Source organism: Pseudomonas sp. NPDC098740 (assembly GCF_044760065.1).
GTDB classification, from domain to species: domain Bacteria; phylum Pseudomonadota; class Gammaproteobacteria; order Pseudomonadales; family Pseudomonadaceae; genus Aquipseudomonas; species Aquipseudomonas rossensis.
Map to the genome: position 1 here is coordinate 36,593 of NZ_JBIWAM010000011.1, position 21,611 is coordinate 58,203.

Annotated in this window: 19 protein-coding genes and 1 pseudogene; 10 read left to right on the forward strand and 10 right to left on the reverse strand. The window is 58.8% G+C overall.

Annotated features, from left to right (window positions below; translation table 11 throughout):
• Nucleotide 1: 1 nt before the first annotated feature.
• The 6 genes from ACIQU2_RS15465 to ACIQU2_RS15490 all read right to left on the reverse strand — a co-directional run bounded on the left by ACIQU2_RS15465 (nt 2) and on the right by ACIQU2_RS15490 (nt 4,027).
• On the reverse strand, nt 2-574 hold the full coding sequence (locus ACIQU2_RS15465; protein ID WP_403142219.1) for a HupE/UreJ family protein: 573 nt from the start codon (nt 572-574) through the stop codon (nt 2-4).
• A 35-nt stretch (nt 575-609) separates the two neighbouring features.
• Complete coding sequence (gene ureG / locus ACIQU2_RS15470) at nt 610-1,224, reverse strand: urease accessory protein UreG (RefSeq protein WP_403142221.1); 615 nt, start codon at nt 1,222-1,224, stop codon at nt 610-612.
• A gap of 36 nt (nt 1,225-1,260) precedes the next feature.
• Complete coding sequence (locus tag ACIQU2_RS15475; RefSeq protein WP_403142223.1) at nt 1,261-1,935, reverse strand: urease accessory protein UreF; 675 nt, start codon at nt 1,933-1,935, stop codon at nt 1,261-1,263.
• On the reverse strand, nt 1,932-2,432 hold the full coding sequence (gene ureE, locus ACIQU2_RS15480; RefSeq protein WP_403142226.1) for an urease accessory protein UreE: 501 nt from the start codon (nt 2,430-2,432) through the stop codon (nt 1,932-1,934). Before ureE ends, ACIQU2_RS15475 begins: the two co-directional genes overlap by 4 nt.
• A gap of 251 nt (nt 2,433-2,683) precedes the next feature.
• Nucleotides 2,684-3,316, reverse strand: coding sequence for a TetR family transcriptional regulator (locus ACIQU2_RS15485; protein ID WP_046044801.1), 633 nt, complete (start codon nt 3,314-3,316; stop codon nt 2,684-2,686).
• Between the two features lie 156 nt (nt 3,317-3,472).
• Nucleotides 3,473-4,027: a hypothetical protein gene (locus tag ACIQU2_RS15490; RefSeq protein WP_347806295.1), complete on the reverse strand. Its 555-nt coding sequence runs from the start codon at nt 4,025-4,027 to the stop codon at nt 3,473-3,475.
• 387 nt (nt 4,028-4,414) lie between these two features.
• On the opposite strand from ACIQU2_RS15490, the gene ACIQU2_RS15495 reads away from it, so the two are divergent.
• Nucleotides 4,415-6,490 carry an AsmA family protein gene (locus ACIQU2_RS15495; RefSeq protein ID WP_403142230.1) on the forward strand — a complete coding sequence of 692 codons (2,076 nt, stop codon included), beginning with the start codon at nt 4,415-4,417 and terminating at the stop codon, nt 6,488-6,490.
• A gap of 73 nt (nt 6,491-6,563) precedes the next feature.
• Here ACIQU2_RS15495 and ACIQU2_RS15500 read toward each other — a convergent pair whose 3' ends face one another.
• Nucleotides 6,564-7,520, reverse strand: coding sequence for a LysR substrate-binding domain-containing protein (locus ACIQU2_RS15500; RefSeq protein ID WP_403142233.1), 957 nt, complete (start codon nt 7,518-7,520; stop codon nt 6,564-6,566).
• A 110-nt stretch (nt 7,521-7,630) separates the two neighbouring features.
• On the opposite strand from ACIQU2_RS15500, the gene ACIQU2_RS15505 reads away from it, so the two are divergent.
• From ACIQU2_RS15505 to ACIQU2_RS15515, 3 genes are all read left to right on the forward strand, one after another.
• Nucleotides 7,631-8,269, forward strand: coding sequence for an FMN-dependent NADH-azoreductase (locus tag ACIQU2_RS15505; protein ID WP_403142236.1), 639 nt, complete (start codon nt 7,631-7,633; stop codon nt 8,267-8,269).
• Nucleotides 8,270-8,575 carry a multidrug efflux SMR transporter gene (locus ACIQU2_RS15510; RefSeq protein ID WP_347803731.1) on the forward strand — a complete coding sequence of 102 codons (306 nt, stop codon included), beginning with the start codon at nt 8,270-8,272 and terminating at the stop codon, nt 8,573-8,575. It abuts the gene before it with no gap.
• Nucleotides 8,576-8,684: 109 nt separating this feature from the next.
• Nucleotides 8,685-9,575, forward strand: coding sequence for an alpha/beta fold hydrolase (locus ACIQU2_RS15515; protein WP_403142242.1), 891 nt, complete (start codon nt 8,685-8,687; stop codon nt 9,573-9,575).
• 84 nt (nt 9,576-9,659) lie between these two features.
• On the opposite strand, the gene ACIQU2_RS15520 is transcribed toward ACIQU2_RS15515, so the two are convergent.
• The gene (locus ACIQU2_RS15520; protein ID WP_347803733.1) at nt 9,660-10,547 is read right to left on the reverse strand and encodes a DMT family transporter; all 888 of its coding nucleotides are present in this window, start codon (nt 10,545-10,547) and stop codon (nt 9,660-9,662) included.
• A gap of 96 nt (nt 10,548-10,643) precedes the next feature.
• Between ACIQU2_RS15520 and ACIQU2_RS15525 the strand changes: the two genes are divergently transcribed.
• The 4 genes from ACIQU2_RS15525 to ACIQU2_RS15540 all read left to right on the forward strand — a co-directional run bounded on the left by ACIQU2_RS15525 (nt 10,644) and on the right by ACIQU2_RS15540 (nt 17,691).
• Nucleotides 10,644-11,426 carry a helix-turn-helix transcriptional regulator gene (locus ACIQU2_RS15525; RefSeq protein WP_347803734.1) on the forward strand — a complete coding sequence of 261 codons (783 nt, stop codon included), beginning with the start codon at nt 10,644-10,646 and terminating at the stop codon, nt 11,424-11,426.
• A gap of 208 nt (nt 11,427-11,634) precedes the next feature.
• Nucleotides 11,635-16,062: a dermonecrotic toxin domain-containing protein gene (locus ACIQU2_RS15530; RefSeq protein ID WP_403142246.1), complete on the forward strand. Its 4,428-nt coding sequence runs from the start codon at nt 11,635-11,637 to the stop codon at nt 16,060-16,062.
• An 85-nt stretch (nt 16,063-16,147) separates the two neighbouring features.
• Complete coding sequence (locus ACIQU2_RS15535; RefSeq protein WP_347803736.1) at nt 16,148-16,453, forward strand: PsiF family protein; 306 nt, start codon at nt 16,148-16,150, stop codon at nt 16,451-16,453.
• 224 nt (nt 16,454-16,677) lie between these two features.
• The gene (locus ACIQU2_RS15540) at nt 16,678-17,691 is read left to right on the forward strand and encodes a hypothetical protein (protein WP_347803737.1); all 1,014 of its coding nucleotides are present in this window, start codon (nt 16,678-16,680) and stop codon (nt 17,689-17,691) included.
• 117 nt (nt 17,692-17,808) lie between these two features.
• On the opposite strand, the gene ACIQU2_RS15545 is transcribed toward ACIQU2_RS15540, so the two are convergent.
• Entirely contained in the window at nt 17,809-19,083 is a 1,275-nt protein-coding gene (locus ACIQU2_RS15545) for an Hsp70 family protein (RefSeq protein ID WP_347803738.1), read from the reverse strand.
• Between the two features lie 455 nt (nt 19,084-19,538).
• Here ACIQU2_RS15545 and ACIQU2_RS15550 point away from each other — a divergent pair, with 455 nt between their 5' ends.
• Nucleotides 19,539-20,486: a DnaJ C-terminal domain-containing protein gene (locus tag ACIQU2_RS15550; RefSeq protein WP_403142252.1), complete on the forward strand. Its 948-nt coding sequence runs from the start codon at nt 19,539-19,541 to the stop codon at nt 20,484-20,486.
• A gap of 23 nt (nt 20,487-20,509) precedes the next feature.
• The gene (locus ACIQU2_RS15555; RefSeq protein WP_140677264.1) at nt 20,510-20,815 is read left to right on the forward strand and encodes a chaperone modulator CbpM; all 306 of its coding nucleotides are present in this window, start codon (nt 20,510-20,512) and stop codon (nt 20,813-20,815) included.
• An 87-nt stretch (nt 20,816-20,902) separates the two neighbouring features.
• Here the strand turns inward: ACIQU2_RS15555 and ACIQU2_RS15560 are convergent.
• Nucleotides 20,903-21,378 (reverse strand): annotated as a pseudogene (locus ACIQU2_RS15560) (sensor histidine kinase); the annotation flags it as partial.
• Nucleotides 21,379-21,611: the final 233 nt, after the last annotated feature.

Below are 21,611 nucleotides of genomic sequence, written 5' to 3' on the forward strand. Positions count from 1 at the left end.
ATCAGCCCGCCAACAACCACACGCCAGTTGCCGCCGACGCTGCACCCGCCAGTCGAACCAATGGCGCCGCCGCTTGAGGCAACACCCGCACGACGGCGTAACCCAACCCATGCAACGCAGCTGTCGCCGCGACAAAACCGGTGGCATACGCCCAAGGGCTAGACATGTCCGGCAATTCCAAGCCGTGCGCCACCCCATGGAACAGCGCAAACAAAGCGGTTGCCGCAACGGCGAGGCTCAACGGTGGACGCACTGCCAAAGCCACCGCCAGACCCAGCGCCAGCACCGACGCCGCAATCCCGCTCTCCAGTGCCGGCAGGTTCAGCCCTTCAAACCCCAGCAATCCACCGATCAGCATGATGCCGACGAATGTGCACGGCAGCGCCCAGCGTGCAGCGCCTTTCTGCTGCGCCGCCCACAAACCGACCGCAACCATTGCCAGCAAGTGATCGAGGCCTCCGATCGGGTGGCTGATGCCGGCGATCAAACCGTTGTCGCCATGCCCCGGGTGGGCGAAGGCGATGGCCGGGGTCAGCAGCAGGGCCATGGCGCCCAGAATGCGTTTAAGTGTCATGGATAAGCTTCCTTGTTGATAATAGTTGATCGTGTTCACGCCGCTGTCAGCAGGCCCTGGCGTTCGATAAAGGCGATGATTTCTTCCAGGCCGAGGCCAGTTTTCTGGTTGCTGAAAACGAATGGCTTGCCGTTGCGCATGCGTTTAGTGTCGCTGTCCATCAACTCCAGCGACGCACCCACCAATGGCGCGAGGTCAACTTTATTGATCACCAGCAGATCCGATTTGCAGATCCCCGGCCCACCCTTGCGCGGCAGTTTGTCGCCTGCCGAGACGTCGATCACGTAGAGGGTCAGGTCGGACAGTTCCGGGCTGAAGGTGGCAGACAGGTTGTCACCACCGGATTCCACAAGGATCAGGTCCAGCCCCGGAAAGCGGCGGTTCAGTTGGTCCACGGCTTCGAGGTTGATCGAGGCGTCTTCGCGGATCGCCGTGTGCGGGCAGCCGCCGGTTTCCACGCCGATGATCCGCTCCGGCGCCAGCGCTTCGTTGCGCACTAGAAAGTCGGCGTCTTCGCGGGTGTAGATGTCGTTGGTGACCACCGCCAGGTTGTAGCGGTCGCGCAAGGCCAGGCACAGAGCCAGGGTCAGAGCGGTTTTGCCGGAACCGACCGGGCCGCCGATGCCGACGCGCAGAGGTTGTGTGTTCATGTGCTACTCCAAAATAACAGGCCCAAAATAAAGGCCCTAGGAACGGAACAGACGGCTGTACTGGCGCTCATGGGCCATGCACGCCAGGGACAGGCCAAATGCAGCGCTGCCATAGTGTTCGGGGTTGATTCGGGTGGCGTTCTGCTGAGCCTCTTGCAGCAGCGGCAGCAGTTCGCTGGTCAGGCGTTGCGCGGCTTGCTGACCCAGCGGCAGGGTTTTCATCAACACCGCCAGTTGGTTTTCCAGCCAACTCCAGAGCCACGCCGCCAGCGCGTCCTGAGGGCTGATATTCCAGGCGCGAGCGGCCAGTGCCCAGCCCAGTGCCAGGTGCGGCTCGGGACGTTGTTCAAGAAAGGCGCGGGCCGGAGCATCAAGCTCCGGCAAACCGTTGAGCAGTTGCTGCAACGAATAACCCATCTGCCGACTCTCCTGATGCAGCTCGCGGGTTTCCCGGCTGGCGCGATGTTCTTCGCAGCGTTGCAGCAATTCACCCCAGTTTTCATCAAAGGCGGCCACGCAATGGGCGAGCAGCAACGGCGCTTCGAAACGCGCCAGGTTCAGCAGCAACTGATCACTGATCCAGCAACGGGCGCTATTGGAGTCGCTGACGCGGCCGTTATCCACCGCCATTTCCAGGCCTTGGGAATAGCTGTAACCGCCAATCGGCAACTGCGGACTGGCCAGGCGCAACAGCGCCCAGGCCGGGTTCATAGCCGCACGCCGAACTGGTGCAGTTTCGGCGGGTAGTTGAAGTCTTCATCGCCGTGGCGCGAATGATGATGGCCGCCGCCATAGGCGCCGTGTTCCGGTTGGAACGGCGCTTCGATGTTCTCGACCTTGGCCTCAAGCTGTTCGAGCATGGCCTTGAGCACGTAGTCGTCGAGCAGGCGCAACCAGCCGTCGCCGATTTGCAGGGCGACGTGGCGGTTGCCGAGGTGATAGGCCGCGCGAGTCAGTTCGAAAGCATTGGCGCAAGTGACGTGCAGCAATTGTTCGGCCCGGGCGCAGACGCGCACGATGCGCCCGTCTTCGGCTTGCAGGCACTCGCCGTCGTAAAGCGGTGGCTGACCGCGCTCCAAAAACAAACCGACGTCTTCACCCTCGGCACTGAAACAGCGCAAACGGCTTTTGCTCCGGGCTTCGAAGGTCAGGTGCAACTCGGCGGCCCAGACGGGTTGAGGGTCGATTCTGCGATGAATCACCAGCATCGGAAGGCTTCCAGCAATGGACAATGCTTAGGCTAGAGCAAGGGGCTTGCCAATCGGGTGAAACGTAGGAAATGCCTGTCGGAGCTCAGCAAATGCATCCAGGATGCTGCGGCGATTTGGATGAATTTGGTGCGGTGCAGAGCTGCTCGCACCAAATTGCGGCGCACAAAAAAAGATCGCAGCCTTCGGCAGCTCCTACAGGGAAATGCGATCCATGTAGGAGCTGCCGAAGGCTGCGATCTTTTAAGAAGTCACTCGGTGCTGCCCAAGCCTTGCCAGTGTTTGAGGCCGATAAAGATAAAGCGCAACTGCTGGGTAATTTTCGCTTGCGGCGTCAGATGCTCGGGCAGCGCCTGCGCCGGCGGATCAATGATGTCCGGCAAGGTCGCGAACACGCTTTTAACAATCAGATCAGCCATGACGCTCAGGCCGGCGATGTCCAGGTGTTGCAGTTTCGGCATCAAGGACAAGTCGGCCGCCAGGTCCGAGCTGATGTCTTCGCGCAAGCGGCCAATGGCCAGCCGCACCGGCAGCGAGCCGCCGTACTGCTCGCGGGCCAGAAACAGGAACTGCGAGCGATTGGCCGTAACCACGTCGAGAAAGATCCGCACCGAGGCGTCAATGATGCCGCCCATGACGAACTCGTTGTGGCGCACCAGGCGAATGGTTTCGCGGAAGGTTTGACCGACTTCACTCACCAATACCAGGCCCAATTCATCCATATCGGCGAAATGCCGGTAGAAACCGGTGGGCACGATCCCGGCGGTTCGGGCGACTTCGCGCAGGCTCAGGCTGCCGAATCCTCGGCCACATTCCATCAAGTGGCGGGCAGCGTCCATCAGGGCGTTGCGGGTCTGTTGTTTCTGTTCGGCGCGGGGCAGCATCGCAAGGGTGTTTTCTGGATAAGACAGCGGCGCACTCTAGCAAATCGGCTTTGCCGGCGTCGAATGACTATCGGGGAATCAAGCGGGGAAGTGAGGCATCTATAACGTCAAAAGCCCAATCCGGAGATTGGGCTTTTTTTCAGGGCCGCCATGGGCTCAGCTCAAAGCGCTGTTGCGTTCGATGACACGGTCACCACCACCTTCGGCCAGGGTTTGACCTTGTGGAGTGCGATCGGAACCATCAGCAGCCAGGGTCTGACCTTGTGGAGTGCGATCGGAACCATCAGCAGCCAGGGTCTGACCTTGTGGAGTGCGATCGGAACCGTCAGCAGCCAGGGTTTGACCTTGTGGAGTGCGATCGGAACCATCAGCAGCCAGGGTCTGACCTTGTGGAGTGCGATCGGAACCATCAGCAGCCAGGGTCTGACCTTGTGGAGTGCGATCGGAACCGTCAGCAGCCAGGGTCTGACCTTGTGGAGTGCGATCGGAACCGTCAGCAGCCAGGGTTTGACCTTGTGGAGTACGGTCCGAGCCATCCTGGGTGATCAGGCCTTTTTCTTTCAGGCGATCATTGCCACCTTCGGCGACGGTTTGGCTGAACACCGAGTGGGTGGATTTGACTTGTGGGGTCGCCTGGTCAGCAGCTGGCAGGGCGAAAGCCGTGCTGGCCAGCATTGAGAGGGTAAGGCTAAGCAGTAATTGGCGTTTCATGATTAGGTGCTCCGTAGGAGGGCGATAAAGTGGGTACGAGGGCAATGCTACTCTCGATAAGTCGATATAAAAGTTCATAAACGCAATGGTAATAATCAACGGAATTGATTGTTCCGTGAAACGGCTCTAAATCGGGCGTTTCCGGCGGACGTTTTTGCGCTGAGATGGGTATTTTCCACTCACTTGCGCCTTGCAAAAGTGCGGGTCCGGTAACGCTGGATCGAGGGGGCATCCTGTCGCCGACCGATTATTTGAGCGTTAAGCGGCATTTCGGTTAAACCTGCGCGCCATTTCCCAGTCCTAGACTCCATGGCAGGCCGGTTCTGACCTAACGTTTCAAACGTGCGTCGCAGTCAGGGCGCTCAGTCGTATCAGGAGCCCTGTGCAATGACGCGCACTCGTAAAGTTTTTACTTGGACCCTCGCCAGCCTGGTTGTCCTGCTGGCCGTACTGGTTCTGATCATCGCGTTCTTCGATTGGAACCGGATCAAACCACCGCTTAACGCCAAAGTTTCCGAAGAGCTGCACCGCCCGTTCGCCATCAATGGCAACCTCGCGGTGGTCTGGCAGCGTGAGCCCGACGAGGGGGGCTGGCGTGCCTGGGTGCCGTGGCCGCATGTTGTGGCGGAGGACTTGAGCCTGGGCAACCCGGACTGGTCGAAGAAGCCGAAGATGGTCACCCTCAAACGCGTCGAGTTGCGCCTCTCGCCCCTGGCCTTGCTGGCGCAGCGCGTGGTGATCCCGCGTATTGACCTGACCGAACCGAATGCCGACCTCCAGCGCCTTACCGACGGTCGCGCCAACTGGACCTTCAAGTTCGACCCCAAAGACCCGAACGCCGAGCCATCCAGCTGGGTGGTGGACATCGGTGCGATCGGCTTCGACAAAGGCCACGTGATCCTCGACGACCAGAACCTGAAGACTCAGCTCGACTTGATCATCGACCCGCTGGGCAAGCCGATTCCGTTCAGTGACATCGTCGGTGACAAAGCCGCGAAAACCGCGTCGGAGAAGGGTGCCGCGCCGCAGGATTATGCGTTTGCGCTGAAGGTCAAAGGCCAATACCACGGCCAGAAACTCGCGGGCGAAGGCAAGATCGGCGGCCTGCTGGCGTTGCAGGACGCGGCCAGACCGTTCCCGCTTCAAGCAAAAGTGAAAATCGCCGACACCCGTGTCGAACTGACCGGTACCCTCACCGATCCACTGAACCTCGGTGCCCTGGATTTGCGCCTGAAACTGGCCGGCACCAGCCTGGGCAATCTCTACCCGCTGACCGGCGTGACCCTGCCGGACACACCGCCGTACGAGACTGACGGGCACTTGATCGCCAAGCTGAATGAAGCGGGCGGCGCGGTTTTCCGTTACGAAGAATTCAACGGCAAGATCGGTCAGAGCGACATCCATGGCAGCCTGGCCTATGTTGCCAGCCAGCCGCGCCCGAAACTCAGCGGCTCGTTGCTATCCAATCAACTGCTGTTTGCCGACCTGGCCCCGCTGATCGGTGCCGATTCCAACGCCAAACAAAAGGCCCGTGGCGGTGAAAGCAAGCAGCCGGCGGACAAGGTATTGCCGGTCGAAGAGTTCAAAACCGAGCGCTGGCGCGATATGGATGCTGACGTCGAGTTCACCGGCAAGCGCATCGTCCACAGCGAAAAACTGCCGTTTAACGATCTCTACACCCACCTGATACTCACTGACGGTGTGCTGAGCCTTGAGCCCCTGCGCTTCGGCGTGGCCGGTGGCAACCTGGATGCTCAGATTCGCCTCAATAGCCGAACCGAACCGTTGGAAGGCCGGGCCAAACTTACCGCACGCAAGTTCAAACTCAAGCAGCTGTTCCCGACCTTTGAGCCGATGAAAACCAGTTTCGGCGAACTGAATGGCGATGCCGACATCACCGGTCGTGGCAACTCGGTGGCCAAACTGCTGGGCACCGCCAATGGCAATCTGAAGATGCTGATTAACGATGGCGCTATCAGTCGTGAGTTGATGGAGCTGGCCGGGCTGAACGTCGGCAACTATGTGGTGAGCAAGATCTTTGGCGACAAGGAAGTGAAGATCAACTGCGCTGCCGCCGACTTCGACATCAAGACTGGTCTGGCGACTACGCGCCTGTTCGTCTTCGATACCGAAAACGCGATCATCTACATTGATGGCACCGCCAATATGGCGACTGAGCAACTGGACCTGACCATCACCCCGGAATCCAAGGGATGGCGCTTGATATCGCTGCGTTCGCCGCTGTACGTGCGGGGGAAGTTCATCAAGCCTGATGCAGGTGTGAAGGCTGTGCCGCTGATACTGCGCGGGGCGGGGATGGTGGCGTTGGGGGTGATTGCGGCGCCGGCGGCGGGGTTGCTGGCGCTGGTGGCACCAAGCGGTGGCGAACCGAATCAGTGCGCGCCGTTGCTGGAGCAGATGAAGGCCGGCAAGGCGCCCGTGACCGTTAAACCCAACAAGTAATCAGGTGCCTATAAGGACGTCATCGCGAGCAAGCTCGCTCGCGATGGCGGTCTTCTTCCTGGGCCAGGATGTCTTACCTTGGAGTGCGTTCTCCCGTAGGAGCTGCCGAAGGCCGCGATCTTGGCAATAGCCCCGACAACGCTGCTTCTTCCTGCAACCACGCAAAAAACGCCCGGACCGGCGGATGCCGTTCGCGCCCCGGAACGCACAGTGCAGCGTAACCGGCACCATCGACCTGAACCTTCCCCTTGTAAGCCACCAGCAAACCACTGGCCACGCTCTCGGACACCAGAATATTGCTCGCCAGCACCAGGCCTTGCCCGGCAATCGCCGCTTGCAGGGCGTAATGCTCTTCGTCGTATTCGCGAACCGCTGGTTGCCCCGCAAGCCAGTTCTCGCCGGATTGTGCGCACCAAGCCTCCCAGCCGTGGGCGTACAGTTTGGAGTTATGCCAGCGCACACTGATCAGCGTCGGCGTTCGGCTGGCGGCCAGGGCGACTTGCTCCGGCGAGCCATAAACACCGAAGGATTCGTCGAACAGACACAGGCCATAAAGGTTCGGGTAATCACCGAGGCTATAGCGCAGCACCAGATCGACGCTGGCGTCCTGATGCAAATCGATGACTTCGCAATGGGTATCGAGCCGCAGGCTGATGTTCGGGTGCCGGGCGTAGAACCGGCCCAGTCGGGGCACCAGCCATAACGCAGCGAAAGCAGCGGTGGTGGAGATCGTCAGGCTCGCGCCGCTGCGTTGCGGGCGCAGTGTGTCGACACTTTGCGCCACTTCCAGCAAGGCACCGTGCAAGCTGTGGAACAGCCGTTCACCGCAGTCCGTCAGGCGAACTTGCCGTGGCAACCGCTCGAATAACGGCACACCGAGCCAGGTCTCCAGCGAACGAATCTGATGGGAAACCGCCGTCGGCGTCACCGAGAGTTCTTCGGCGGCTGCCTTGAAGCTCAGCAGGCGCGAGGCGGATTCAAAGGCGCGCAGGGCGGTCAGCGGCAGCGAGGCAAACATTGAAAGCTCCATGGATGAAATAGATTCATCCAGACTGATTTTTGTTCATTTGAAGAGGGGCGGTTACACGCTTCAAGCTATAAGCCACAAGCAGTTTTAGTTTAGTCCTTCAGGAGATTCAGATGAGCACAATTCTTGCCGTGCATGCCAGCCCCCGGGGCGACCGTTCTCACTCCCGGCGCTTGGCCGAGGTGTTTCTTTCAGCCTGGCAAGCGGCCAATCCGCAGTCGCACCTGACCCGTCGCGAAGTCGGTCGGGCGTTGATTCCGCCGGTCAACGAGGCTTTTGTGGCCGCCGCGTTTTACCCCGAGCCCGATGCACGGCCGCTGTCGATGCAGGCCGACCTGGCGTTCAGCGATGAATTGGTGGGCGAGGTACTCGGTCACGATTTATTGGTGATTTCCACGCCGATGCACAACTTCAGCGTGCCCAGCGGCCTCAAGGCCTGGATCGATCAGATTGTGCGGTTGGGGTTGACCTTCAATCACACCCTGGACAATGGCGTCGCTCAATACGAGCCGCTGGTGCAGGGCAAAAAGGCGTTGATCGTCACCAGTCGCGGCGGGTTCGGTTTCGGGCCCGGTGGAGAACTTGAGGCGATGAACCATGCCGACCCGTTGTTGCGAACGGCATTGGGGTTCATCGGCATCACCGACATCACGGTCGTGGCCGCCGAAGGCGAAGAATCCGAGGCGCGCACCTTCCAGATCTCCGCCGCCGAGGCCGAGCAGCGTTTGCGGGCGCTGGCCAGGGAGTTCTAGATGGCCTGGCTGTTTTTGCTGATCGCCGCCGGCTTCGAAGTCACCTTTGCCATGGGCATGAAGTACGCCGAGGGCTTCACCCGGCTCTGGCCGTCGATGATCACCGTGGTGGCCGCGGTGGGCGGGATCTACTTCCTGACCCTGGCCCTGCGCGAGTTGCCGGTGAGCATCGCTTACCCGATCTGGACCGCCATCGGCTCACTGGGCACGGTGTTTCTCGGGTTTGCGTTGCTCGGTGAAAGCCTGACGGCGGTCAAACTGGTGTCGGTCGGATTGATCGTGGCGGGGGTGGTGGGGCTGAAGTAGCGCGGGATGTCATAGACTGGTCGTCGAGTTGTCATCTTCGATGCCGATGCTTGGCTGATGTCTTGCATTCAGCCTTGCGTCACCTCACCGATCACAAGGAAGTTCGCCCATGTCGCAAGGTTCTGCCACGCGTTACCCGTTGGTGCTGGTCCCGGGAATGCTCGGGTTTATCCGTCTGCTGATTTATCCATATTGGTACGGGATCGTCTCGGCGTTGCGCCGCGGTGGGGCTACGGTGATTGCAGTACAGGTTTCTCCGCTCAATTCCAGCGAAGTGCGTGGTGAGCAGTTGCTGGCGCGGATCGAGGAGATTCTGCGGGAAACCGGGGCCGAGAAGGTTAACCTGATCGGCCATAGCCAGGGCTCGCTCACCGCCCGTTACGCCGCTGCCAAACGCCCGGATCGGGTGGCGTCGGTGACGTCGGTGGCAGGGCCCAATCACGGTTCGGAGCTGGCGGATTACCTGCACAAGCACTATCCGGGAGACAGCGCCAAGGGGCGTTTACTCAGCGTTTTACTGCGCTGGATCAGTGCGCTGATGAGCCTGCTGGAGACCGGTTATCGCGGACCGAAATTGCCGGTGGATATCCATGCCTCCCATCATTCACTGACGACTGAAGGCGTGGCGCTGTTCAACCAGCGTTATCCACAGGGCTTGCCTGAAACCTGGGGCGGGCATGGGCCGGAAGAGGTCAACGGCGTGCGGTATTACTCCTGGTCCGGGACCTTGCAGCCGGGCAAGACCGATCGTGGGCGAAACCTGTTTGATGGGACCAACCGCAGTTGTCGTTTGTTTGCCGGGACCTTCGTTCGAGAAGTCGGGCATTGCGACGGAATGGTCGGGCGTTACAGCTCGCATCTGGGGACAGTGATCGGCGATGAGTATCCGATGGATCACTTCGACATCGTCAATCAGTCGTTGGGTTTGGTGGGGAAGGGGGCGGAGCCGGTCCGGTTGTTTGTCGAGCATGCTGCGCGGCTGAAGACCGCGGGTCTATAAGATCAAAAGATCGCAGCCTTCGGCAGCTCCTACGTTGGAATGCGTTCTCCCGTAGGAGCTGCCGAAGGCTGCGATCTTTTTCTATCAGGCGACGCTGATCTTGCGGCCCAACACCGTGGTCCAGCGCTCCGAAAGAATCACCCCACCCAACGTCAACATCCCGCCGACCAGGTGATACATCGCCAACTGCTCATGCAGCACCACCGCCGCAATCAGCGCAGTAATCAACGGCAGCAGATTGAAAAACAGCGTGGTCCGGCTCGGCCCCAGGCGGATCACGGCCTGCATCCACGCCAATGGCGCAAGCATCGAGGCCAGCAGGCAGGCGTAAAGCACCAGCGGAATGTTCTGCAGCGTCGGGCCGATCTTCGGTGAAGCAAGGAACAGCGGAAACAGCACCACCACCGCTACCCATACCTGCAAGTACAGCAACACCAGCGGCGGTAATCTCAGCTGCCATTTTTTCAGCAGCGTGCTGTAGATCGCGTAGGCCAGGGTGGCGATCAGCATCATCGCGTCACCCAGGTTCACCCCGTGTTCAAGCAGCGCACCAAGGCTGCCGGATGAGACGACCACCAAAACCCCCGCGAACGACAGCACCGCACCGGCCAGTGCGCCGATGGTCAGGCGCTGGCCGAGGCTAATGATCGCCATGGCCAGCGACATCAGTGGCATCAGCGACAGGATGATGCCCATGTTGGTGGCCGAGGTCAGGCTCGCCGCGAAGTACGCCAGGCTTTGGTAGACAGCCATGCCGAGCACGCCGAGCACAAAGATCTTGCCCAGGTTCGGGCGGATCGCTGGCCAATGGGCGATCACCGGTTTGAGCATGAAGGGTGTGAACAGCAGTCCGGCAAGCAGCCAGCGGTAAAAGCCGATCTCGGCGGGGAAGATCGCCCCGGCCGACATCTTGGTGATCACGGTGTTGCCGGCCCAAATGAAAATGGCCAGCAGGGGATAAGCGTATTGCATCAGAGAAAACCAGAGCGTTAATGAGGGGTGATTATCGCTTGTCTGGATACAAGCCTATACTTCGATCCAGACAACCTGCCCCTGATGACGGACAGCATGAACAGTAAACACATCGATCTGCTCGACTTCAGCGAACTGCCTGCCCCGGTGTACTTCCGTTATGCCGACTTTGATGCACATCGTTATGCCTCGGCGCACCGTCATCCATGGGGCACGCTGGAGTATTCGGCCCACGGCGTATTGCACATGGAAATCGGTGGCAGCCGCTTCATGTCGCCGCCGCAATATGCGGTGTGGGTGCCGCCGCAGACCGAGCACAGCTTCTATAGCCATCAGCCCATCAACTATCGCGCGGTCTGCCTGGCTCCGCTGATGTGCCAGGAACTGCCGCAACAGGCCTGCACCCTGGCCATCAGCGACATCCTCAAAGCAATCCTCAAAGACTTTGCCTCACGCGATGTGAAGATTCCCGAGCACGACGCTGACAAACGTCTGGCTCAGGTGTTGGTAGATCAGCTGCAACAGGCGCCCATCCACGAGTGTTATTTGCCCTACGCCAGCAGCTCGGGATTGCTCGGGATACTCGAAGCCTTGCAGGCCGAGCCCGGTGATAACCGGCCCTTGGCGGAATGGGCCGCGCAGATCCATGTCAGCGAACGCACCCTGGCGCGGCGGTTTGTGCGTGAGTTGGGCATGAGTTTTGGTGAGTGGCGGCAGCGGTTGCGGTTTCTGGCGGCGATCGAAGCGCTGGACAGCCACCGCAGCATTCAGGAGATCGCGTTCGACATGGGCTACAGCACCGGTTCAGCGTTTATCGCGATGTTTCAACGCCAGGCAGGGTGCACGCCGGAACAGTATCGGCGACACCGGGGAGGCTGATGCTCCTGAGTTGTATTTTTTCTTAAAAATTATTGAATGAAAGTTAAATTAAATATTGCGGTGTCGTGTGTTTGTGGCGTTGTTTAATTAACATCTATTTTTTTGCGAAGCCTCTTACACGTTTTGTCGGAAACACACTCAATAAAATTTCTATGCCTCGCTGTATGCTCCAGTATGCATTTATTAACTTGCTTTGGAGTTGTCAGTCATGGGGCATTCAGTTCTAGTTCGCGGACCGTCCGTATTAATTGCGCAAGAAAAAGGTATTCATCATGAATTTATCAAAGAGGCTATGCCCGCATGGGTGGCTGATGCCTCGTTGGAAAGAGTGCATGCGCTGAAACTAGGGCTGTCCGGTATCCCTCGATGGAGTAAGGAGGCGCCTTCGGCATTGCACTCAAGTCTGAAAAAAACGATGGTGGCGAGTTGGAAAGCCCAAAATGATGTCGACCGAATGCTCGGTGAATTGCAGGATGTTTACGCGTTTGCCGAACCCTTACTGCATCAGGCATTGAAAAAACAATACGGAATCGACGTCGATGTCAGAAGCACTTATTTAAAATTGTTCTCTCCGGAAAAGTTGTCCCCGTGGGCGCTTAACATTACGGGCGGTGTCAAATCTCGAACCGTCTCCATGCTCGATGCGGCATTGCACAACTTTGCACTCAATGAAGTCCTTCTCCCTGACTCGCAGTTTATTTCCAGACCTGACGAACTGGGTCACTTTGAAATACTGGGCATCCGAAACAAGATATCTATCGAGCAGTTCAAGACAGTGTGTCGAGTGCTGGATGTTGGCGCTCAATACAAGGAACACCTCGAAAGTTATTTGCGTCCCACCGATGGCCTGGCACAGGGATGGGTGCAGAACAAAGTCATCAAAAGTCAGCAACACGCGCTGAACGCCGCCACAGATTGGGCCTTGATGCGAAAAGATATCTCGGCCAACGGCTATCGGGTGGTGAAGGGCATACTCGAAGGGGTTAAAGGCCTGAAACTGGAAGGCATCCCGGTTCGTTATTATCACCTGACGATGCTGGACACCCGGCTGCACGGCATTGTGCTGATCACCGGTGATCTGGACGCACCTGGTGCAGGGAGGCGACTCATTGCCTATGTGCCGAACGACCCCGAGCATCCGTTGAAAGAGTATGCGTCGCTGGGCGAGTTCTCGCTCGAACTCACCCGCCAGTTACGCGACGCTGGCCAGGCGCCCGCTCGTGAGGGCCTCCCCTACAGGCGCAGTTATCAGCAGTTCTTCAGCCGCTTTGTCGCCCATCAGCGCCGCGGGCATTTCTTTGCCGAGCTTAACAGTCAACTTGTCGAGATCACCCGGCATGAAAAGGAACGGGGCGTGGACCTGCCTGTCTGGCGAGAAACTGCCGTGGACAACCCGCGCCTTCGTTTTGGGACCCTGAAGTTCGAAGAGGATACCGAAACCCGTTTCAATGGCGACCTGTGGGTTTATCTCTACCAGGTCCAGCAAAACAAAATCCTCAACGACGCACGAGAGATGGTGATTTCAACCGTCGATGCCGATCGCATGGAGCGTTGGGCCTGGTTCGACAATCTGGAGAAGATGCTGTCCGACATCCTCAATGCCGCATTATTGGTCGTGACGCCATTCGTGCCTTTTCTGGGCGAGGCGATGATGGCTTACATGGTTTATCAGCTAGTCAGTGAAGTGGTCGAAGGCGTCGTTGACCTGGCCGAAGGTGTTTATCTAGAGGGGGCCGAGCACCTGATCGGCTTCGTTGAAAGTTTGATCCAGTTGGGCACGTTCGGCGCTGGCATGAAGCTCGGATCGGAGGTGGTGCTGCCCAAGCTTTCGTCGTTCATCGAAGGGAGCAAGCCGGTCACCCTGTCCAACGGCGACAAGCGTCTGTGGGGACAGAACCTCGAGCCCTACCAGCGCGATCTTATGCTGTCCGCCGATTCAAAACCCGACGATCAATGGCTGCATCGGCATGAGGGCAAGCCGATCCTCAATCTCGATACGCGCTACTTCGAACTCAACAAAGACCTGCAGACCGGCAAGCACCGGGTGCAGCATCCAGCCCGGCCGGACGCCTATCAACCGGTGGTCGAGAGTAATGGAGAAGGTGCTTTCGTGATTGAAGGTGAGCAGCCCCATTTGTGGGATGACGATACGTTGATGGCGCGACTCGGTCAGCCGATGGAAGGGTTGGCGGACGCGTACGGTGACATTCGAACGGTCAGTCGCAGCGACGCCAACGCGATCCGCCGGATGTATGTCGACAAGGAGCGCGCTTTACCCTTGCTGAGCGATACCGTGACGCGCTTCCGGATCGACCACGATATTCAGACATTTATTGAGCAGATTGGCAGTGATCATCCGCAGGACTATTTAAAAGCCGACCCCGCCTTTCAGTTTCGGTTGCTCGATGGCATATGGCCCGGTCGGGCAATTGAACTGGTAGGTGCTGACGGTCAGGTCCTTGGGGTTATTGGCCGTGCCGACGCGTCACCTGTGCGTATACGAAAGGATCGCTTGATCGACGGTGATTTGCTTAAAACGCTGTTAGCCCACCTTGATCAAGCCGAAACAAAAACACTGATGAACGACGAGTTCGGCGCACCGGTATTGGCCGTCGATGTGAACGCGCGAAAGCTGAGGCTTGAACTGGCGAAACTTGCCAAAAACAGGCGTACATCGTTGTTCGAAGCGCGCTACCGTCAGCTTGAAAATGCCCGAAGTGCGAAGAGTACCTCGGTGCGAAATATCCAGGCCCGAGTGCCGGATTTGCCGGGCACCGTTGCGCAAGAGTTGCTGGCGATTGCCACCCGCCCGGAGTTGCAGGATATAGCACGAGGGAAACTGTCCGACAGGTTGGAAAACCTCGCGCGCTGGGCCCTTCGGGACGTACGAAGCGCCCGCGCTTATGAGGGGCTACATCTGGATTCAGTCGACAATCCTGATACCCGCAGGCTGGCCTTGCACTCCCTGGAAAACCTGCCCGGCTGGAATCCTGACGTGCGAATCGACGTTCACCGGTTCGAGTTGCGAGGCGCGTTGCTGGACAGCATCGGCAAGGAAGATGCCACCATTCGACGCACTATCGTCGAACGTGAAGACCTGACCTTCCAGGCCTATGACGATGAAGGCAACACCTTGAATGCCGGATCGGACTTTTATACATCGATCCTGCAGGCACTACCGGACGCCGAGCGTAATGCCCTGAACATTCACATAGGGCAAGGACGGCAACTGCAAGAGGCGATTCGTAACCGGGCATTGAAACCTTATCGGTTCCTGAAAGTCCTTTCGGACCTTCCCGCGCTTGACCCGCTCACTTTCGATCCCCAGGTAATGCGCCTGCGTGGCGGCGCTCCGACCGGCGAAGGTGAGGCGGTCGTGTTGCAGGCAATCGCGGATCGCTATTCGGAGCTTGTCGCAGGCGCGTTTCATCCTTCCGTCTCGTCATACGCAAGATATGACTACCTGCGTGGCTTGAAGCTGATGGACGACAACTTTCCTGATGAGTGCTTTTATTCTCTTTGGCAGGCATTGGTCGAAGCCAACACAGCCGCGGACGCTGAGGCCAATGCAAGTATCGTAAAAAGCATTGAGGCGTTGCCCGATCTGGAAAAACTGATGTTGCCAGAGCAATTTGAACCATTGCTCGGGCAACTTTTCACCGGGGATGGCCTGATCCCGCTGCCCGAATCCGTGCGCAACCTGGCCATCAATGCCCGAAATCTGGAGCGCACCGGACGGACCGACGAGTATCAGGCGCTGTTACGTTCAGTCCGGGAAAACGCTGTAACGCCAAGCCCTGAATTGGCCGATTTGCAAAGCTATGGCGAGCTGCTGTTCAGTGGTGTCGTGACGTCCGACGAACCGATTGAGGTTTCGCCGCCAATCATGGCCGACCTGAAAATGGCACAGCGTGCCATCTGCCGCACCAAGGAGCTTATCCCCCTGTCCGGCAATCAGTTGCCGAGCATGTGGGAAAAGGGCGGTTCGGCGATTGCGAAGATCAAGGGTCTTAGGGAAATGAACCTGGAGGAAGGCGGTTTCACCGCAAAACTGACCATCGCTGAAGCGGCTCGTAAAGCCATTGAAATCAAGGGCGGCAATTGCTCGGAAAACTCGAAAGTGACGTTTTCGATCCTCGCCAGTCAGCCCCGGACGTCGAGCGTTCACATTGTCAGAGCCACTGATTTTGACCATCAATATGTGGTCATTGGCGATGACTTGGGTAATCCCGAGGCTCTGGTCGTCGCTGATTCCTGGCCGGAGTTCCCTACGGCTCATTTGGCCAGCAAGGGCTACTTCGAGTTCGAAATGCCGCCGGTGGAGACACTCGCGCCCGGTCCGGCCGTCGCTGAATACGAGTTTATCAATGAGGTCCCGTCAGGCCCGGCGCCGTTGCCTGTTGTTTCCGAACCGAACACGTTCAGGCAGATAAAAATAAACAAGCTGTACAAGTCCGGGGCGTACGCCCAATGGACATCCTTAAATGAGTTAGGCCAAACCTACCGCGTGGAGGGCGGCACTCCGGTTTCGTTCGAGCGATTGCCTGCCTCGGTCATTGAGAATCGGGTTGAGGCTTATAACCGCTACTCGAAAGCGTTCGAAGACATCCTGCGTGTGCAGGAGAACGCGGAATAATCGCTGGCGGATGAAGGTGTAACAGGTCTTGTCTACACTGCCCTTGAGGTCGCGCCGCTCGGCGCGGCAACAAGGAGAAAACTCCATGAAGATGTTGCGTGTCCCTTTGTTGATGATCGGTTTGCTGCTTTGCGCCCAAGGCTTCGCCGCCACGGAGCAACAGAACAAGATGACCACCTGCAACGCCGACGCTACCGCAAAAAGCCTCAAGGGCGATGAGCGCAAAGCCTTCATGAGCACTTGCCTCAAAGCTGCGCCGGCTACCGAGGCCGCCAAACCCCTGACGCCTCAGCAAGAGAAGATGAAAACCTGCAACGCCACCGCCGCCACCCAGGCCCTCAAGGGTGATGCGCGCAAAACCTTCATGAGCGATTGCCTGAAGAAAAAATAAACATTGGAGCGGGATATGTGGGGGCCGTTAGGACCTCTTCGCGAGCAGGCTCGCTCCCACAATGGATCTGTGTACGCAGGACAAATGTGGGAGCGAGCCTGCTCGCGAAGGGGCCGGCAATGACGCTGAAAAAAGTCGCCAGCGCCGACCTACACAATCCCTAGTGCTGGCATCGGAACGCTGGCAGACTGCCAATCCTTTTACGCCGTTCGTTTTGAGGCTGTATGCCAACGTTTTCTCAACGCCAAGTCTTGCTGCTAATCAGTTGGGTCATCATCTTTGGTGGTTTGCTGCTGGTGATCCCGCTGCGATTGTTGCCCAGTCTGCTGGCCGGGCTGTTGGTGTTCGAACTGGTCAACATGCTCACCCCGCAATTGCAGCGGCTGATCGAAGGTCGGCGGGCGCGCTGGCTGGCGGTGGCGTTATTGGGGACGTTAGTGGTCAGTGTGTTGACGCTGATCTTTGCCGGCGCCATCAGCTTTCTGCTGCATGAAGCGGAAAACCCCGGCGCTTCTCTCGACAAATTCATGGTTGTGGTCGACCGTGCGCGCGGGCAATTGCCGCCGTTCATCGACGTCTATCTGCCGGCCAGTGCCGCCGAGTTCCGCGTGGCGATTGGCGAGTGGATGAGCAAGCACCTCAGCGACTTGCAACTGGTGGGCAAGGACGCGGCGCACATGTTTGTGACGCTGCTGATCGGCATGGTGCTGGGGGCGATCATTGCCTTGCAGCGCGTGCCGGACGTGACCAAGCGCAAGCCATTGGCCGCCGCGCTATTCGACCGTTTGCACCTGCTGGTCCAGGCGTTTCGCAACATCGTGTTCGCCCAGATCAAGATTTCCCTGCTCAACACCTTCTTCACCGGGATTTTCCTGGCGGTGGTCCTGCCGATGTTCGGGATCAAGCTGCCGTTGACCAAAACCCTGATCGTACTGACCTTCCTGCTCGGCCTGCTGCCGGTGATCGGCAACCTGATATCGAACACCCTGATCACCATCGTCGGTTTGTCGCTGTCGATCTGGGTCGCCGTGGCGGCGCTGGGTTACCTGATTGTTATCCACAAGCTCGAATACTTCCTCAACGCGCGCATTGTCGGCGGGCAGATCAGTGCCAAGTCGTGGGAGTTGCTGCTGGCGATGCTGGTGTTCGAGGCCGCGTTCGGCCTGCCGGGGGTGGTGGCAGGGCCGATTTATTACGCGTATCTGAAGAGTGAGTTGAGGCAGGTGGGGATGGTTTGATCAGGTACGTATGTATTGCCTGATCTGACCCCTTCGCGAGCAGGCTCGCACCCACAGGGGAACGCATTTCCAATGTGGGAGCGAGCCTGCTCGCGAAGGGTGCGCCTCGGTTTCGGATCAGTCCATGTTGCCGTAGCGCTTCATCGCTTCAATCGCCAAGCCACTGCCGATGCTGCCGAAGATGTTCCCTTCCACATGCTGCGCGTTCGGCAACATCGCCGAGACGCTGTTGCGCAGTGCCGGAATTCCGCTCGAACCACCGGTGAAAAACACCGTGTCCACCTGATCAACGCGTACGTTAGCGTCGTTCAGCATTTGCGTGACGCTGTTGCGCACGCGCTCCAGCAGGTTGTCGATGGCCGATTCGAACAGTGCCCGGCTCAACTCCACGCTCAAACCCGGTTCGATGCGATCCAGCGGCACATGGCGGCTGTCGGCGTGGGTCAGCTGGATCTTGGTTTCTTCCACTTCCATGGCCAGCCAGTGGCCGGCGCGCTGGTCGATCAGCTTGAACAGGCGATCGATGCCGCCGGTGTCTTCGATGTCGTAGCGCATGCTGCCCAGCGCCAGGGTCGACTTCTGCGAATACACCGAGTTGATGGTGTGCCAGGTCGCCAGGTTCATGTGGTGGCTGGTCGGCATGTAAGCGCCGCTCTTCATCCGGCTGCCATAGCCGAACAGCGGCATTAGGCCCTGCAAGCTCAGCTGCTTGTCGAAATCGGTCCCGCCGATGTGCACGCCGCCGGTGGCGAGGATGTCATCGTGACGGTTGTCGTGGGTACGGCGTTCAGGGGACAGGCGCACCAGCGAGAAGTCTGACGTACCACCGCCGATGTCGACGATCAGGACCAGCTCTTCTTTTTCGATGGTCGACTCATAGTCGAAGGCCGCCGCAATCGGTTCGTACTGGAACGAAACGTCCTTGAAACCGATGGCGCGTGCCACGTCCACCAGAGTGTTTTCGGCTTCCTGGTCGGCCAATTCATCGTCATCGACGAAGAACACCGGACGACCCAGTACCACTTCCTCGAACTCGCGACCGGCAGCGGTTTCGGCGCGCTTCTTCAGTTGGCCGATAAACAGCCCAAGCAAATCCTTGAACGGCATTGCCGTGCCGAGGACGCTGGTGTCGTGCTTGATCAGCTTGGAGCCCAGCAGGCTCTTGAGCGAGCGCATCAGCCGGCCTTCATAACCTTCCAGGTACTCGTGCAGCGCGAGGCGGCCGTACACCGGGCGGCGTTCTTCCATGTTGAAGAAGACCACCGAAGGCAGGGTGATCTTGTCGTCCTCCAGCGCGATCAGCGTTTCCATGCCGGGGCGCAGCCAGCCGACGGTGGAGTTGGACGTGCCGAAGTCGATACCACAGGCACGGGCTGGAGATGCGTTTTTCATGTCTTTCGAGTTCCGGTTAAAAAACGGCCGCGCAGTGTATGTCAGTGCGGCGCAGATTCGAAGGCCGACTATCCGCTAAATCTCAGCTATAAGCGCCTTGAAAGACTATCCTTCGCCCCAAACTTGTCTGCATTGGGCCTGGCAGCCACAGGACGGTCGCAAGAACCGTCCTCCGCTGCCGATAAACTTCTGATGCGCTACCCGGTCACAATAGTGTCCTGCCTCGCAAATACTGCTCCTTTTTGACGGCGTCTGTTTCTGCCATGCTGCGTTGCCGCTCCTCGCCATAGCGGGCTATGACTCGTCGCGGCGCCTTGCCTGGCAGCAACAGCCACTCGTCAAAAGAGGAACGTATTTGCGAGGCAGGACACTAGAGATCGGTCAACCCGACGGCTGGCAATGAGTGCATGCTGGCGGTGGTGGCGCGATATCGATAACGGATGGTGATTCCCTCGATGGACTTCAAAGACTATTACAAGATTCTCGGTGTGGAGCCGACGGCTGACGATAAGGCGATCAAGGCCGCCTATCGCAAGCTGGCGCGCAAGTATCACCCGGACGTCAGCAAGGAAAAGGACGCCGAGTCCAAATTCAAAGACGCCTCGGAAGCCTATGAAGCGCTGAAAAGCGCCGACAAGCGCGCCGAATACGACGACTTGCGCAAATACGGCCAGCACGGCCAACCGTTCCAGGGCCCGCCGGGTTGGCAGGGGCGTGGCGCAGGCGGTTTCGGCGGTGGTCAGGACACAGGCGATTTTTCGGACTTCTTCAGTTCGATTTTCGGCAACCGTGGCCCTGGTTTTGGTGGTGGACAGTCGGGCCGTAGCGCCGGGCGTCGAGGGCAAGACGTGGAAATGGAACTCGGGATTTTTCTGGAAGAAACCCTCTCGAACGAATCGAAGAAGGTCACCTTCCAGGTGCCGCAGTACAACGCTGCCGGCCAGCATGTCAGCAACACCAGCAAAAGCCTGAACGTGAAGATCCCGGCCGGCGTGGCCGACGGCGAGCGCATCCGCCTCAAGGGCCAGGGTGCACCGGGCACGGGTGGCGGGGCCAATGGCGACTTGTTCTTGATCATTCGTTTTGCGCCGCACCCCAAGTTCGACGTCGAAGGCGAAAACCTGATCATTACCTTGCCGTTGGCTCCGTGGGAGTTGGCGTTGGGCGCCGAAGTTGCCGTGCCGACCCTGACGGGCAAGATCAACCTCAAGATTCCGGCCGGCAGCCAGAACGGCCAGCGCATGCGCGCCAAGGGCCACGGTTTGATGAACAAGGCCGGTCACCGCGGTTATTTGTTTGTACAACTCAAGGCCGTCATGCCTAAAACCTCGGACGACGAGGTCAAGGCGTTGTGGCAGGAGCTGGCGAAAAAAGCGGCTTTCAACCCCAGAGAACACTTCTGATCCCAGAGACGGAGTAGCCCATCATGAGCAACCCCCTGATCGTTCAACTGGACATGGCAGAATTCTGTGAGGCGACCGACCTGTCGGACGTCTACGTGATCGAGATCGTCGAGCACGGCATCCTCGAACCTCAGGGCAACCAGCCCAAGGATTGGCGTTTCAACGATTATGAGCTGGCGCTGGCCAAGCGTGCCGCCAAGCTGCGGCACGATCTGGAGCTGGAATGGGAAGGCGTCGCCCTGGCGCTGGACCTGCTTGAAGAGGTCCAGCAACTGCGGGCCGAGAACCGCATGTTGAAGCAGCGGTTGGGGCGGTTGGTGATCGAGTAGTTCAACATCAAAAGATCGCAGCCTGCGGCAGCTCCGGATTTGCGTATGGATTCGACTGCTCGGCGTAGATACCGTCTCGAACCGTCGCTACGAGACCACCCGCGACACCCTCGGCAATACCACGCTAAACGTCGTGCCCTCGGCCTCGCTGGAGCTGACTTCGATCGTGCCCTGATGCGCATCCACCACTTGTTTGACGATGAGCAAGCCCAACCCAAGTCTGGTGGAAGGGGCGGCGAGCTCTTCGCTGGCGCTGCACACCAACGGGTCGAAAATCGTCGGCAGTGCGTCGGCGGGTATTGGCTCGCCATGGTTGTGCATGGCCAGCGTCACCTGATCTTTTTCTCCGATGATGCTCAGGGTCACCGGACGGTGATTGGCGCGCCGTGCTGCAGAGCGTTGCCGACCAGGTTTTGTAGCAGTTGGTCGAGGCGCGCGCGGTCCCAGATACCGTGAGTGCCGCCTTCGACGTTCAGTTGTGAGTGGCAGTCCGGCTGCCCGGCGCCGGCCTCGTCCAGCGCCGCTTTTGCGGCGGCGGCCAAGTCCATCGGTGCCGGTTCGATGGTGCAATGAATTGGGCGAACTGTTCCCAGTCATCGACGATACGGTCGATGTGTACCACGATGAATTCGGCGAGGCACATGGCTCATGTCCCAGTGAGTGAACATGCCATGGCATGCCGGTAAAACAGCGTGTGGCGAGGGCATAAAACCAATGGAAAACAAGGGTGTTATATATGTATGTTCAACTCTTTAATAGTTGAACGATCGCGCTCTTGATCGGCCGCCGGTCGAAC

Bases quoted from the DNA above. Each gene is read 5' to 3' on its own strand.
- ACIQU2_RS15465 (WP_403142219.1), bottom strand. From the start codon at position 574: ATGACACTTAAACGCATTCTGGGCGCCATGGCCCTGCTGCTGACCCCG.
- ureG (WP_403142221.1), bottom strand. From the start codon at position 1,224: ATGAACACACAACCTCTGCGCGTCGGCATCGGCGGCCCGGTCGGTTCC.
- ACIQU2_RS15475 (WP_403142223.1), bottom strand. From the start codon at position 1,935: ATGAACCCGGCCTGGGCGCTGTTGCGCCTGGCCAGTCCGCAGTTGCCG.
- ureE (WP_403142226.1), bottom strand. From the start codon at position 2,432: ATGCTGGTGATTCATCGCAGAATCGACCCTCAACCCGTCTGGGCCGCC.
- ACIQU2_RS15485 (WP_046044801.1), bottom strand. From the start codon at position 3,316: ATGCTGCCCCGCGCCGAACAGAAACAACAGACCCGCAACGCCCTGATG.
- ACIQU2_RS15490 (WP_347806295.1), bottom strand. From the start codon at position 4,027: ATGAAACGCCAATTACTGCTTAGCCTTACCCTCTCAATGCTGGCCAGC.
- ACIQU2_RS15495 (WP_403142230.1), top strand. From the start codon at position 4,415: ATGACGCGCACTCGTAAAGTTTTTACTTGGACCCTCGCCAGCCTGGTT.
- ACIQU2_RS15500 (WP_403142233.1), bottom strand. From the start codon at position 7,520: ATGGAGCTTTCAATGTTTGCCTCGCTGCCGCTGACCGCCCTGCGCGCC.
- ACIQU2_RS15505 (WP_403142236.1), top strand. From the start codon at position 7,631: ATGAGCACAATTCTTGCCGTGCATGCCAGCCCCCGGGGCGACCGTTCT.
- ACIQU2_RS15510 (WP_347803731.1), top strand. From the start codon at position 8,270: ATGGCCTGGCTGTTTTTGCTGATCGCCGCCGGCTTCGAAGTCACCTTT.
- ACIQU2_RS15515 (WP_403142242.1), top strand. From the start codon at position 8,685: ATGTCGCAAGGTTCTGCCACGCGTTACCCGTTGGTGCTGGTCCCGGGA.
- ACIQU2_RS15520 (WP_347803733.1), bottom strand. From the start codon at position 10,547: ATGCAATACGCTTATCCCCTGCTGGCCATTTTCATTTGGGCCGGCAAC.
- ACIQU2_RS15525 (WP_347803734.1), top strand. From the start codon at position 10,644: ATGAACAGTAAACACATCGATCTGCTCGACTTCAGCGAACTGCCTGCC.
- ACIQU2_RS15530 (WP_403142246.1), top strand. From the start codon at position 11,635: ATGGGGCATTCAGTTCTAGTTCGCGGACCGTCCGTATTAATTGCGCAA.
- ACIQU2_RS15535 (WP_347803736.1), top strand. From the start codon at position 16,148: ATGAAGATGTTGCGTGTCCCTTTGTTGATGATCGGTTTGCTGCTTTGC.
- ACIQU2_RS15540 (WP_347803737.1), top strand. From the start codon at position 16,678: ATGCCAACGTTTTCTCAACGCCAAGTCTTGCTGCTAATCAGTTGGGTC.
- ACIQU2_RS15545 (WP_347803738.1), bottom strand. From the start codon at position 19,083: ATGAAAAACGCATCTCCAGCCCGTGCCTGTGGTATCGACTTCGGCACG.
- ACIQU2_RS15550 (WP_403142252.1), top strand. From the start codon at position 19,539: ATGGACTTCAAAGACTATTACAAGATTCTCGGTGTGGAGCCGACGGCT.
- ACIQU2_RS15555 (WP_140677264.1), top strand. From the start codon at position 20,510: ATGAGCAACCCCCTGATCGTTCAACTGGACATGGCAGAATTCTGTGAG.